The 13365-nt window shown below is 65.2% G+C and carries 14 protein-coding genes; 11 read left to right on the forward strand and 3 right to left on the reverse strand.

Annotated elements, in window-relative coordinates:
* Window positions 1-73 precede the first annotated feature (73 nt).
* The gene (locus AC1RM6_RS28215) at window positions 74-673 is read right to left on the reverse strand and encodes a TetR/AcrR family transcriptional regulator (RefSeq protein WP_493107569.1); all 600 of its coding nucleotides are present in this window, start codon (window positions 671-673) and stop codon (window positions 74-76) included.
* A 431-nt stretch (window positions 674-1104) separates the two neighbouring features.
* On the opposite strand from AC1RM6_RS28215, the gene AC1RM6_RS28220 reads away from it, so the two are divergent.
* From AC1RM6_RS28220 to AC1RM6_RS28250, 7 genes are all read left to right on the forward strand, one after another.
* The gene (locus AC1RM6_RS28220; RefSeq protein ID WP_493107571.1) at window positions 1105-1662 is read left to right on the forward strand and encodes a TetR/AcrR family transcriptional regulator; all 558 of its coding nucleotides are present in this window, start codon (window positions 1105-1107) and stop codon (window positions 1660-1662) included.
* A 286-nt stretch (window positions 1663-1948) separates the two neighbouring features.
* A complete protein-coding gene (locus AC1RM6_RS28225) occupies window positions 1949-2764 on the forward strand; it encodes an SDR family NAD(P)-dependent oxidoreductase (RefSeq protein WP_493107573.1) in 816 nt (271 codons plus the stop codon).
* Window positions 2761-3981, forward strand: a complete 1221-nt coding sequence (locus tag AC1RM6_RS28230; protein ID WP_493107575.1) for a sulfotransferase family protein — start codon at window positions 2761-2763, stop codon at window positions 3979-3981. The genes AC1RM6_RS28225 and AC1RM6_RS28230 overlap by 4 nt, the downstream gene beginning before the upstream one ends.
* The gene (locus AC1RM6_RS28235; RefSeq protein WP_493107577.1) at window positions 3978-5015 is read left to right on the forward strand and encodes a DUF7064 domain-containing protein; all 1038 of its coding nucleotides are present in this window, start codon (window positions 3978-3980) and stop codon (window positions 5013-5015) included. Before AC1RM6_RS28230 ends, AC1RM6_RS28235 begins: the two co-directional genes overlap by 4 nt.
* On the forward strand, window positions 5012-5764 hold the full coding sequence (locus tag AC1RM6_RS28240) for an SDR family NAD(P)-dependent oxidoreductase (protein WP_493107579.1): 753 nt from the start codon (window positions 5012-5014) through the stop codon (window positions 5762-5764). Before AC1RM6_RS28235 ends, AC1RM6_RS28240 begins: the two co-directional genes overlap by 4 nt.
* A 103-nt stretch (window positions 5765-5867) precedes the next feature.
* Window positions 5868-6635: an SDR family NAD(P)-dependent oxidoreductase gene (locus AC1RM6_RS28245; RefSeq protein ID WP_493107582.1), complete on the forward strand. Its 768-nt coding sequence runs from the start codon at window positions 5868-5870 to the stop codon at window positions 6633-6635.
* On the forward strand, window positions 6586-7587 hold the full coding sequence (locus AC1RM6_RS28250; RefSeq protein ID WP_493107585.1) for an SDR family NAD(P)-dependent oxidoreductase: 1002 nt from the start codon (window positions 6586-6588) through the stop codon (window positions 7585-7587). The genes AC1RM6_RS28245 and AC1RM6_RS28250 overlap by 50 nt, the downstream gene beginning before the upstream one ends.
* Before the next feature lie 108 nt (window positions 7588-7695).
* On the opposite strand, the gene AC1RM6_RS28255 is transcribed toward AC1RM6_RS28250, so the two are convergent.
* Window positions 7696-8844 (reverse strand): cytochrome P450, encoded by a 1149-nt coding sequence (locus AC1RM6_RS28255; protein ID WP_493107663.1) that lies wholly within the window; start codon window positions 8842-8844, stop codon window positions 7696-7698.
* Between the two features lie 308 nt (window positions 8845-9152).
* Between AC1RM6_RS28255 and AC1RM6_RS28260 the strand changes: the two genes are divergently transcribed.
* Both AC1RM6_RS28260 and AC1RM6_RS28265 read left to right on the forward strand, forming a co-directional pair.
* On the forward strand, window positions 9153-9563 hold the full coding sequence (locus AC1RM6_RS28260) for a nuclear transport factor 2 family protein (RefSeq protein ID WP_493107587.1): 411 nt from the start codon (window positions 9153-9155) through the stop codon (window positions 9561-9563).
* A 187-nt stretch (window positions 9564-9750) separates the two neighbouring features.
* On the forward strand, window positions 9751-10650 hold the full coding sequence (locus AC1RM6_RS28265; RefSeq protein WP_493107589.1) for an SMP-30/gluconolactonase/LRE family protein: 900 nt from the start codon (window positions 9751-9753) through the stop codon (window positions 10648-10650).
* A gap of 117 nt (window positions 10651-10767) precedes the next feature.
* Here the strand turns inward: AC1RM6_RS28265 and AC1RM6_RS28270 are convergent, their stop codons facing one another.
* On the reverse strand, window positions 10768-11667 hold the full coding sequence (locus AC1RM6_RS28270; protein WP_493107591.1) for a hypothetical protein: 900 nt from the start codon (window positions 11665-11667) through the stop codon (window positions 10768-10770).
* A 152-nt stretch (window positions 11668-11819) separates the two neighbouring features.
* Between AC1RM6_RS28270 and AC1RM6_RS28275 the strand changes: the two genes are divergently transcribed.
* Both AC1RM6_RS28275 and AC1RM6_RS28280 read left to right on the forward strand, forming a co-directional pair.
* Window positions 11820-12689, forward strand: coding sequence for an SDR family NAD(P)-dependent oxidoreductase (locus tag AC1RM6_RS28275; RefSeq protein ID WP_493107593.1), 870 nt, complete (start codon window positions 11820-11822; stop codon window positions 12687-12689).
* A 62-nt stretch (window positions 12690-12751) separates the two neighbouring features.
* Window positions 12752-13288 (forward strand): nuclear transport factor 2 family protein, encoded by a 537-nt coding sequence (locus tag AC1RM6_RS28280; protein ID WP_493107595.1) that lies wholly within the window; start codon window positions 12752-12754, stop codon window positions 13286-13288.
* The last annotated feature ends 77 nt before the right edge of the window (window positions 13289-13365 follow it).

The following is a 13365-nucleotide window of genomic DNA, read 5'->3' on the forward strand; positions in this document are numbered from 1 at the left end:
TGATTATCAAAAATGACTGTCAACGATAGATTATCTATCGAAGCAATAAGCCGATGCCTTCGCCCTGCCGGCTTCAGGCACCCACCGGCTCGACCGTAGCGATGAAAGCCTCGATCGCCTGCATCATCTCATCATGGCCGCGGCGCACGCCAAGTTCCGCCTCGCGGTTGATCGAAAGCGCGACACTGGTGACGAGCAGTGCGAGCGCCACCGGCGGCAGCTGCGACGTGGCGGGATGTGCGCGCAGCGCGGTTTCGAGGGAACGAACCTGAAGGTCGCGCGACGTCTCGATGAACGCGATGACCTCGACACGCAACTCCTCGATACGGTTGGACAACGCCATGAACTCGGACACCAGCCGCGCGTCGCTCGAGTGGGTGCAGATCTCCCACAGCTGGCGCAGCGGCGCCGGCGCGGCAAGCGCCGCCTCCAACCGGGCGACCTCGCGCTTCGACTGGCAGCGGAAGGTCTCGACGATCAGCTGGTCCATCGTATGGAAGTAATAATAGACGAGCCGCTGCTTGATCCCCACCCGCTCGGCGACGGTGCGCGAGGTCAACGCCGCATAGCCCTCCTCGCGAAGGATGGCCTCCGCCGCCTCGACGATCGCTGTCCATGTCGCCGAGCCCGGCGGCCCCATGCGCCGGGCGGGTGTCGCAGCATTCGCCTTCATGTCGGGAACCGCCTCATCACCGCAGGCCGCACAGTACGGCCGTTCCGACCGTGCCTATCGCCCAAAGCCGCCCTCAAGGTAAAGCCTCCTATCCCGTGGTCGATGGCCTCGCGCTCCCGCGGCGCGCGCCATTGCCGCCACCGGCGCCTCGACATCCTTGTGGGCCACCGTGCCATTATGCCGCGTCGTGGAACGGGCCGACGACCGTCATCGTGGCGCTTCGACGGCGCGATCCGGCAAGACCCGACGATCGGCAACAACATAGGCTGTGCGAGCGTCCGATTGCGGCGTTGACGGTGACATGCCAGAGAAACTCCCCCTTTTCTTCCGGCTGTGAGTGCCCGATGACTTCCGCTCCCGAAGCCCGTACCCCGCCGACCGGTGCGCGGGCATCCCGCTCGCTCCTATCGCTGCGGTCCGCGCTGCTGTCGTTGCTCGAACGCCGGCAGTTCGAAGACATCACGATCAAGGAGATCGCCGCGGAGGCAGGAGTCGGTCCCGCGACCTTCTATCGCCATTATCCCACGAAGACGGCGCTGCTCCATGCGATTGCCGCCGATGAGATCGAGACATTCGTCGCGATGGCGACCTCGCTGCTGCACACCGCTGACTCGCTTCAGGCATCGCAGGCGCTCGTCGGTTATGTCGATGAGCATCGCGGATTATGGTCGGCGCTGCTGAGCGGCGGTGCTGCCGGCGTCATGCGCGACGGGTTCATGCGCCGCCTGTCGGAAGAATTTCCCGTGGACGGAGGCCCGCGGCACGCCTGGCTGCCCACCGACCTCGGCATCCTGCTGAGTGTCAGCGCGACGATCGAGATCATCACCTGGTGGCTTCGCCAACCCACCCCGATGCCCGCGCGCAAGATCGCCGAAATTCTCGACCGCTACGCCATGGCACCCTCGCACGGGCCTGAACAGTCGGGCGACGCGCCACGCAGCTTCACGCTTTCGATCGAGGCGAAGGTCACCATCGAACCCAAGCGCTAGCCTAGGATAGGCCGGCCCGACAGCGAAGGGGCCGGGCTGCTGAGCCGCCACGACCTGAGCCGACATCGACTACGGAAAGCCGGCACGGTGCCTGGTGCGGCCCCGCATTGACAGGCTCCGGCGCGCAATCATCGCCGAAGATGCGCCAAAAATCGCAGAAAATCCGGACCCGATAGCGGGTTTCGGTGGCACGCGCGCGGCGCTTCTCGGAGGCCCGGCCGGATTCGACGCTTGACAGCCGCAGACCGTGCTAACAATATGACGAACAGAAAAGGACGAGGATGAGATGCCGGACAAAGGCGAACTTGCCGGGCGGGTGCTGTTCATTGCCGGCGTCGGCTCGCAAATGGGCGCCGCGACGGCGCGCATCGCCGCACGCGAGGGCGCGAAGGTTGCGCTTGCGGCCAGGACCACCGAACTCACCATGAAGCTGGCCGACGAGATCCGCGATGCGGGCGGGCAGGCTATCGCGCTTGCGTGCGATCTTACCGATCCCGTTTCGCTCGCCACGGCCGTGGACGAAACCAACGGCCGGCTCGGACCGGTCGATCGCGTCTTCTACAATGCCGGCTTTTACGACAATGCGCAGGACTCGATCGAGATCGACGGCGACCTTTGGCAGATGACCATGGACGTCAATCTCAATGGCGCACTCATGCTCGCCCGCTTGGCGCTTCCGACGATGATCGAGCGAGGCAATGGCGCGTTCGTCTTCAACTCCTCGGCCGCATCCCTCGTCGCGGGCCAGGTGCGGTTCGGCTATCAGGTTGCCAAGGCCGGCGTGAATGCCGTCACCCGCTTCATAGCCGCACGCTATGGGCGCCAAGGCGTCCGCGCCAATGCGACACTGCCCTTTGTCGTCGGTGGCGAGGTCGGTGCCGTTGCCGGAGCCCAGAACTGCATCGGCCGGTCCGGCAGCGCGGAGGAAATCGGCGAAGCCGTCACATTTCTTCTCTCGGATCGCGCGGCGATCATTACCGGCCAGATTATCCATCTCGATGGCGGGCTGTTCGCGCGCGCCTCTTGGCCGACCAATGCGGCCCCCTTCCAGCCACCGCCAGCGGCGGCCAGTCCCACCACGTTCACCAGGGAGTTTCCATGACCCTCGATCGCGACCTCGACCAATGCCCCGGACTTGACGAACTTCTCGACCGTGCGCGGACCGGTACCGGGCTGGACGATTTCGGCGACACCGATCGCCATGCCGGACACCGGGCATTCCTCGCGTCGATGGCGGCCGAGACCTGGCCTGACATGACCACGCGGGCACGCGAGCTCGCCGTTGATTTCGTGGTCCACAATCTCGAGACCCAGCTCAAGCTGATCGCCGATCGGCGGACCCATCCTGAAATCGCCGCCCAGCGGATCAAGGCACCGTTCATCGTGGTCGGACCGCCACGCTCGGGATCAACCCTTCTCCACAATCTGCTCAGCCTCGACCCCGATAACATGGCGCCCGATCACACGATCTGCCGCGAGCCGTCGCCGCCGCCGGCGCTGGGAGGGCCGACCACCGCGCGACTGGCGCGGGCCGAGCAGCGGATGATGGGACTGTTCGGGCTCATTCCCGACATCTTCATTACCCATCCCTACATGATCGAGGAGGGGGCCGGCGCCCTTGCCGAAGACGGCAGCGACATCCTCAACATCGTCGGTACCAGCCAACAGATGTGGTGTTTCTGGGGCGGGGAAAGCTATCGTCGCTATCTGCTCGAGGCCGACCATAGTGCAGCGCTCGGCTTTCACCACGACTTCCTCCAGCACGCGCAATGGGGCAATCCGGGATCGCGCTGGGCCCTGAAGGGTTCGGATCATATGCTGTGGTTCGCGGAACTCGCCGCTCAATATCCCGACGCCCGACTGATCTGGACGCACCGCGATCTTGCGCAGCAGCTCGGATCGCTGGCCAGCGTGCAGTCTATCCTGCTGGGGCTGCGGGGGCGTCCCGTCACCCCGGAACAGCGGCGGGCCCAGGGCCGGCGGGCGATCGCCCTGCAGCAGGCGAGCGTCGCCAAGGCGATGCGTGCGCGTGAAATGATCGGCGAAGCGCCGTTCATCGATATCTCCTATCATGCGATGATGGCCGACCCGTTGGCAACCGTCGAGCAGGTCTATGCGAGCAGCGGCCTGTCGGTCTCGGCCGCCCATGCCGACGCCATCCGGACCTGGCTGGCGGACCATCAGCAGACCAAGCATGGGGTGCATCGCCATTCGCCGGAGGAGTTCGGGATGAATGCCGAGGAGATCAATGGCCAGTTCGCCGACTATGTCGACAAATTCGGTTTCGGCTTCGGTATCCGGCCGGCCGTCGCGGCATGACATCCGCTTATCCGCTGTCCGGCGGGCTCGATCCGGGGTTCGAATATTTCCAGGCCGAACCGCCCGCCGACGACGAGATGCGGGACTCGGTGACGCTGTGGGCGATCGACGACACAGGCGTCCTGGCGCTTCCGCGGATTACGCTGGACGCGATCGGCGGCAACTGGGCGCAACCTTGGGCTCAGCTCAATTGCGTGCATGCCGACGGCCGTACCTTGCGGGTCTGGGCGGAAGATGACGGCACCACTGGTTTCGACGGTCATGGACGGGCGGCTTCCCGCAGCGCGGGGTCGCTACGTTTCCGCTGCATCGAGCCGTTCGCGCGATGGAGCGTCGAATTTGACGGGACGGCTTGGCAGTCGACCACCGAAGCCGAACGTGCCGGCGAACTGCGTCGCGATCCGGTATCGCTCGCGTTTGCGATCGAAGCCGAAATGGCCGCGCCGCCCTGGCTGATGGGCGGGATGACGGCCGAAGCGGCAGCCGCGATGCGCTCCAAAGCCGGGGCAGCGCTCATGGGCGGCGTACGCTACGAGCAGCTATGCCGGGTCCGCGGCGATGTTCGGATCGGCGGAACCGAATATCGCATCGTCGGGATGGGCATGCGGGTGCGACGTCAGGGCGTTCGCCAGATGTCGCCTGCGCTCGGGCATTGCCAGCATTCCGCACTCTTCCCTTCCGGCAAGGCGTTCGGTGCGATCGTGATCGCGCCCGGTCCCGAAGGACCAGACGCGTTCAACGAGGCCTTCCTGCTCGGCGCCGATGGGACGAAGGTGGCGGCGCATATCGTCGAAGCGCCCTGGATGACCCGGCTCGACGGCGGGCGCCAAGCCAATCTGCTGCTGGAAAGCGCGCTCGGCCGCGTGCGCATCGAGGGTGAGACCCTGTTGACGATGTTCGACCATCATAATTTCGAGATGGCGGCGACATCGGTCCTCCACCAGGGCACCGCGCGCTATGTCTGGGATGGCGAGGAGACGATCGGACTGATCGAGCGCTGCACGCTGCGAACCCGCCTGGGGTTCGGGGCATGATCACACGTCGGACCGCGCTCGTCACCGGAGGTGGCGCCGGCATCGGCGCGGCCGCATGCGCGAGGCTGGCGGAAGCGGGATTGGCGGTGGCGGTCGTGGGTCGCAGCATGGACAATATCGCCTTGGTCGCGGATCGCATCCGCGCGCGCGGCGGTATCGCCCGCGCCGTCCTGTGCGACGTTGCCGATCGTGCTGCGGTGGACCGAGCGGTGAGCGAGGTGCGAGCGTTTCTCGGCCCGATCACCATTCTCGTCAACAACGCGGGGATCGAGGCGTTCAAGCCGTTCGCCGATATCGAAGACGCCGAATATGATCGAGTGATGGCGGTCAATCTCAAGGGCGTCTTTCACATGACCCAGGCCGTCCTGCCCGACATGCGGAGCGCCGGATGGGGACGCATCATCAACCTCACCGCGCTCGGCGCACAAATCGGCGCCGCGCATATGGCGCACTACACCGCCAGCAAGGGAGCGGTCGAGTCGCTCACCCGATCGCTGGCGGTCGAACTCGGTGCCGGCGGCATTACCGTGAACGCCGTCTCGCCCGGCTTCATCCTCACGCCGATGGCGCAACGCGCAATCGACGACGGATTATTTCCGGTGGCACCCGAACAGATCGTTGCCGGCTATCCGATCCCCAGGGTCGGAACGCCCGCCGAAGCGGCTGCCGCGATCGCCTTTTTCGCGTCCGACGACGCCGGCTACGTCACCGGCCAGCTGCTCGGTGTGAACGGCGGATGCAGCCCCTAACGCGCCCGGTTCCAGCCGAACCACGCGGTGGCCGCCGCGCCGATTGACCGTCTCCGGACGGCGCGCTAACATGATGACGAACAACCAGATTAGGAGATTTGCCGTGAAGGGAACCACATCGCGCCTGAAGGGGAAGGTTGCGATCATCACCGGAGCCGGCCAGGGCATCGGCGAAGCGATAGCGCGTGGCTATGCCGCGGAGGGCGCCCAGGTGGTCATCACGGGGCGCACGCGGAGCAAGCTCGACGAGGTCGCCGCCGGGATCCGTGCCGATGGCGGCGAAGTGCTGGCGCTCGAGGCGATCGCGGGGGACAAGGCCCAATCCGAAATGGTCGTCACGCGCACGCTGGCCGAGTGGGGCCGCATCGATATTCTCGTCAACAATGCCCACAGCTTCACCGACTATCTGCCGCTCGAGGATGCGCGGATGGAGGAGAATTGCATGATCGACATCCAGTCGGCCTTCATGGGCTCGCTGCAGCTGATGCAGCTCTGCTTCCCCCATATGCGAGACCAGGGCGGCGGCTCGATCATCAACATGGGATCGAGCTACGGAATTCGCTGCGAGCCGGGATTCCTCGCCTATGCGGCCAGCAAGGAAGCGATCCGCGCACTGACCAAGACCGGCGCGCGCGAATGGGGAAAGCACAAGATCAGGGTCAACACGATCCTGCCTTCGGCGCTTTCGCCGAAAGCGATCTGGTATCTCGAGCAGAGCAACTCCTATGATGCCGAACTCGCTCGAGTGGCGATGGGCAAGTTCGGCACGCCGGACGATATCGCGCCGACCGCGATCTTCCTCGCGAGCGACGATTCCGATTATGTCTCCGGCCAGACGATCGGGGTCGAGGGCGGCGCGACGATGCTGTGAGGCGAGCCGCAGGGCACGCCATTGTGAGATTTATCACCGCAATCGCGAAGCCCTGCGACCACCCCGTCCCGACGAGATCCCTCCCCCGCATCGTCGAACGACATCTTCGACATCGGCCTTATCCCATCAGGAGTTTATGAGCATGGCCGTTGCCGATGTCTCGCAGAACAGTATCGCCCAGCTTGTCTCGCTGGCCGGCCGGTGCGCGGTCGTTACCGGCGGCGCCCAGGGTCTGGGCAAGGCGATGGTACGACGCCTCGCCGAAGCGGGCGCCGCAGTTCTGGTCGCCGATATCCGCGAGGACCAGGCCGCCGAGGCGGCGGAGGAGCTGGACCGGCAATATCCGGGCCGAGTTATCTCGACCCGGCTCGATGTCACCGACAGCGCGTCGATCGCCGCCGCGGCAGACCTTGCCGCGCGCGAGCTCGGCGGGCTCGATATCTGGGTCAACAATGCCGGCCTCTATCCGAACATCTCGCTGTTCGAGATGACCGATCAGATCTGGAACGACGTCATGGCGGTGAATCTGCGCGGCGTTTTCGTCAGCGCGAGGGAGGCGGCCCAGCGGATGGTCGCGGCCGGGCATGGCGGCGTCATCATCAACGTTGTGTCGACCGCCGGCTTCAAGGGCGTCGCCCCCGGAGTGGCGGCCTATGTCGCCTCGAAACACGGCGTGCGCGGGCTCAACAAGCAGCTGGCGATCGAATTGGCCCCCCATGACATCCGCGTGCTCGGCGTCGCCCCGACTTTTTGCGAGACCGAGGGCAATCGGGCCGCGCTCGATGCCCTGCCCGAGCGCGTCCGATCCGAGATCGCCGCGACTCTCAGCTCCATGCTGGGCCGGGTCGGCGTGCCAGACGACATCGCCCGGGCCGTTCTGTTCTGCGCTTCGGATATGGCGATGTTCATGACCGGCAGCACCCTGCTGGTCGATGCCGGAGAGACGGCCTAGCCTCGCTTGGCCGGCCACAGGATAGCAGGCCGGCATTCCTCCGGCACGGGCCCCGGACGTGATCGCCGACCTTCGACGATGTCCCGCCGCCCGTGCCGGCCGCAGCGATCACGCCGGCGCAAACTCGATATGCAGATCCTGCAGGCTGCGGAATGTGTAGGTCGGCTCGAAGCGGAAGCGACGGTCGCCGGCCGGGCCATGATGCGCATCGGACAGGCGGATCATCGACGTCCGGGCCAGCAGCCGCTCGACCGCGATGCGCGACTCCATCCTGCCGAGCGGCGCCCCCAGGCAACCATGCGAACCCCGGCTGAACCCCATATGATCGCGGACATGCGGACGATCGATATCGAACGAGTCCGGTTGTTCGAAATGGGCCGGGTCGTTGCTCGCCGCCGTCAGCGCCACTGTCACGATCGTCCCCGCGGCAACCGCCACATCGCCGATCTGAGTATCCGCAAGCGCGAGCCGATAGGCGGTCTTGACTGGCGCGTCGAAACGGAGCGCCTCCTCGATAAAATCGGGAATGCGCTCGGGCTCGAGGCGCAGGCGCTGTTGAAGCTCGCTATCCTCGGCCAGGATCAGGATCGCCATCGCGATCAGTCGCGACGTGGTATCCTGGCCGGCTCCGAAGAGAAAGCGCGCGAGGGCCGACAACGCATCGAAGTCGGGCGCGGAGCCGTCCTTGAAGCGCGCATGGGCGAGTTCGGTCAGCAGATCCTCGCGCGGGTCCTGCAGCCGCTCGCGCAGATATTGGTCGAAGCGCGGCTTCATGAAGATCAGCGGATCGGCACCGATCTTGTGGACCGCATCGCCGTCCACCTGGCTCGGCGGCGCCCCGATCAGTTCGAGCAGCTCGGCGCGATCCCCGACGGGAATGCCCATGAGATCGGAGATGGCATAGGTGGTTGTCGCATGCGCATAGGCCGGCACGACATTGCAGGCGCCCTCGGTGATGAATCCGTCGATGAGGCGGTCAGCCAGGCCACGGAGATAATCCTCGTTCTGCTTGAGCCGCTTATGGGTCAGCAGTCCGCCGAGGATCATGCGGTGCGCCGTGTGCCTTTTGCCGTCCATGCAAACGAGATGGTCCGCCCATGGCATATCGGCGCGAAACGCTTCGAGCATCTCGCGGATGTCACCGCCTTCGGGTTCGAATGGCAATCCCGGGATCGGGCCGACCACCGAACAGGCATTGGAATAGACTCCGGCCTGGTCACGCAGGACCTCCATTGCCTGGTCGAAGCCGGTCACCATCAGCGTGCCCTGATGCGCCTCGTGCGCCACCGGGCACCGCGCGCGCATCATGTGGAAATATTCGCGCGGATTTTCGATGACGGCGGGGTCGCTGAAAAAGTCCGGTTCTGAAGTCTGCATCGATCCTCACCTCATTGTCGCGTTGCAATCGGAACGGTCTGATCACCGAATGCATCGGGCCATCGACCACGCATTTGGGCTGGCCAACCGTTTTGTTCGTCGGTATGTTAGCATTGCGTTTAGGGGTGGGCAATCCGCGCCGCAAGACGCTTTCAACGATAAGCCCGACGGCGACTGGAGATGCGACGATGCCCGACATGGGAATGGTGGAAGCCGGCTATTTGGTTCGTGAGCTTTACGGGCGCTATGCGCTCGCGGCAGCCAAGCGGGATCTGCCCGCGTGGATCGCCTGCTGGGCGCAGCAAGGCTGCTGGAACACGCCCCATTTCAACGTCAGCGGTCGCCCGGCGCTCGAGCAGACCTGGGATGCGACCTGGCTCAGCTTCAGCAGTGTGGCCGCTTTCAACGAGCTCGGCGCGATCGAAATCAGCGGAGACCGGGCGCAGACATCCTGTGCAGTGCTCGAGCATATGACGATGACCGCCGGTGGCATGATGACGATGTGCGGTGTCTACGAAGACGAACTGCTGTTCGAGGATGGCCGCTGGCGATTTCTGCAGCGCACATATCGCGCCATCAGCCAGGGCATGGCCGCGTAGCGGTCGAGGCGCCGCAGGAGGGTGGTGGCGGCGCAGTCCGCGACGCTTCGAAAGCCGCGAGGCATGCGGCCTTGACAGCCTCATGCGCCGCTAACAAGGTGACGAAATCCGGATGGCCGGCGGTGCCTCGCGCGGTCGGCCCGACCGGATCAACAGCGCCGACAGGTGCGGCAGGAGAGTGGTGACGATGGCGGACGAAGCAAGCGGCGGTTTCACGGCGATCGCCGCCGGACTCTATCTGGAGGGGCTGGCGATCGACCATGCGCGCGACGTCATCTGGTATAGCGACGTCATCGCCGGCGGAATCCATGGTGTCAGGCCCGACGGCTCCAGTTTCGGCTCTTTCAACGAAGGCCGCATGTGGACGGGCGGCATCCTCATGAATGATGACGGCTGCGTCCTGTCGACGGGCGAGGGCGGTATCATGTGGAACGATCCCGAGACCGGCAAGTCGGGCTGGTTGCTGTCCGAGATCGACGGGCAGCCGATCAATGGCATCAACGAGATGGTTCCCGACGGCACCGGCGGGATTTTCTTCGGCACCAACGATATCGAGATGGTGATCAAAGGCGAATCGACGAGACCGACTTCGCTCTATCGCCTGACCGTCCAGCGGGACGTGATCAGGCTGGCGGACGGAATCGGCTTCTCCAACGGCATCATATATGATCCGACCGCGGCTCGCCTCTACTGCAACGACACCTTCCATTGCACCTGGGCGTTCGATGTCGACGATGGCCTCGGCCTCGGCAACAAGCGCCTGTTCCTCGACAAGGACGATGTCGACGGCATGGCGCTCGATGCTGAGGGCAATGTCTGGATAACCGGCTTCCGATCGAACCATGTGACACGCGTCCGGCCCGACGGGACAGTGCTGCCGCAGGTCGCCGCACCCTCGGGCTCGGTGACGCAACTGCGGTTCGGCGGTGCGGACATGCGCGACATCTATCTGAACTCGGTTCCCGCCGACGGCGGCGACACCCTCAAGGAGGGCGGCGAGATCACCGCGCGCAATTCCTTCCTGTATCGCGGGCGCTCCGAGGTGCCGGGCTCGAGGATCGAGCCAGCCCGCTTCGCCATCGCCTGATCATGGCGTCGGTGCCATTCCGGTTGCCTTGGCGATGAGGCTCGACGCGCCTCATCTGGCCGAAGGGGGACGGCCGACAGCATCCTGCGCCGGCGCGCCGGCGGCACCGGCCAACCCTCACCGCCCCAGCCCACGATGACCATTTCGCTGCTGCACAGTTGCACGCAGGTCGAGACGAGCGTGGCCGATCTCGATGGTGCGCGCGCGTTCATGATCGACATATTGGGCGGCGGACCGATCGAGCAGACGCTGGCCCGGGAAATCGCCGGACTGGTTCCCGGTGATGCCTATGACGTCGACCATATCGACTGCGGCGAGGTCGTATTCCAGATCAACCGCCCGTCGCCGGCGCTCAGCTTCAATGGTTTCCCCTCCCTGCATCAGGCCGATCTCGAGCGCTTCGGGCCATGCGTCACCAATCTCAATTTCTTCGTCGATGACCATGACCATGCCCGGTCGCTGCTGACTTCGCTCGGCGCGGCGACGAGACTCGAAGGACCAAGTTCGGTCGCCCGGACGATAACCGACTATGGACATGCGAACAGCCGCACCGGTGCCGCCGACCGCAGCTTCCTGTTCATGGGATCGCGTCACCTGATCGGGTTCGATCTTGAACTGATGGAACCGAACTTCCTCAGCTTCACCCGCCAGTCGGCGCAATTTCCGGCTTTCGTCCATCCCCGGCCCGTCGTCGGCGACGGCAACCTTCTGTTCGATCGCCTCATCGTCGCGGTCGCCGATCTCGAACGGACCTGGTCGAACCTGTCGATGTTGTTCTCGCCCGCCAGCCGCAGCAAAGCCTACGCTATCGCGCAAGGTCCGGCGGGGGACTCGTTCAGGCTGTGCCTCGGCGGCCTCGAGATCGAATATTGCCGACCGCGCTCCGACAATTGCGAAGCGGCGCGGTTCCTGTCGGACCGGGGCGATGGCGTGATGGCCATAGCGTTCACGACGGACAGGCCCGGTCTGGTGTCCGATCGCTGCATCCGGCACGCGATCGAGCTTGTCGAATGCCAATCAGACGTTCTCGCCCGCCCGCTCCCGTGGGCGGTCCGGTTGCTGCGATCCCGCGACATCGTCGGTTTCGACGTCCTGCTCGAACCGGCGCCCGTGTGGCCCGACAGGGCTGATCGACCTGCCATCCGCTATCACCCATGAGAGGAAAAGACATGACCGAACCAGGGCCTGTGGCCATTGTCACCGGCGCCAGCAGGGGCGCGGGGCGCGGCATCGCGATCGCACTCGGGTGCCATGGATGCACGGTGTACGTCACCGGTCGTTCCGAAAAGGCTGGCGACCACGCCCTGCCCGGAACCATCTACGAGACCGCGGAGGCGGTGACGGCGGTGGGCGGGCGAGGCATCGCCGTCCGCTGCGACCATGGCGACGATGGACAGGTCCAGGCGCTGTTCGCCCAGGTTGACGCCGAGACCGGCCGGCTCGACATCCTCGTCAACAACGCCGCCGCGGTCCATGACGAACTCAGCATGCCAGGCAATTTCTGGGAGAAGCCGCTGAAACTCGCCGACATGATCGATGTCGGCATTCGCAGCAGCTATGTCGCGAGTTGGTTCGCGGCGCCAATCATGGCCCGGCAGGACCGTGGGCTGATCCTGTTCACATCGGCGTCCGGCGCCGCGCACTATTCACTGGGTCCGGCTTATGGCGCGCACAAGGCCGGGATCGACAAGATGGCGTTCGACATGGCGGTCGACTTCGGCCAGGCCGGCCTTCCGGTCGCCTCGGTCTCGATATGGATGGGGGCGCTGGCGACCGACCGGATGCTCGCGATGATCGAGGCCGATCCGGCAAAATTCGGATATCTGCGCGAGCAGATCGAGACGCCGGAATTCACCGGCCACATCGCCTGGGCTCTCTACAATGACCCAGACCTGCCGAAACGCAACGGTCTGACGCTGATCGGCGCCGAACTCGCGCGCGAATACGGGATCCGCGATGCGGGAGGCCGCCAGCCGCCATCCTATCGCGACACCCATCAGGTTGTGCCGCACGTCCACTATCCCCTCGTCATCCGTTAGCCGGAAGCGACGAGCGCAAGATCACAAGCCGACGACACCGGCATCGACCAAGGAGGGAGAGGATGGATCCGAGGCTCGAGGAGATGCTGGCCCATCACGAGATTCGCTGCCTTCTGGCCCAATATTGTCATGGTTGTGATCGCTGCGACGAGCATCGCATGGCCGACGTCTACGCCGTCGACAGCTGGGACGATCATGGCGATGTCCAGGCGACCGGCGCCGACTTCGCGCGGGTGATGACCGAGCGCATCCGCGCGACCTGCGACACATTGTCGCACCTGCTCGGCCAGTCCCAGATCAAGGTCGACGGCGACCAGGCCGCCGCCGAGACCTACTTCCTGGCGGTGACGACCATGACCGCGCTGAATGGAGAGCGGCGCTGCCATCAACTGGGCGGGCGCTACGTCGATCGCCTGGTCCGCCGCGACAGCGAGTGGCGGATCGAGAAGCGGGTAACGATCAAGGACTGGACCGTCAGCCTGGATGGCGATGTCGATTGGCTGGCGGGCAACCCGATGATCAGCGGCTGCCGCTCGGGCGCCGACCCGTCCTATGACGCGCTCGGCCTCGTGCATTCTGGGTGCCCATCGGATCGATGAGACCCTCGGGGCGGGGCCGGTCGATTTCGAAGCGATGGACGGGCGACGGGTTGTCTCGAACCGCGGCGGGCAGGCGC

The sequence above is a fragment of the Rhizorhabdus sp. GW822-FHT03C02 genome (assembly GCF_058801765.1).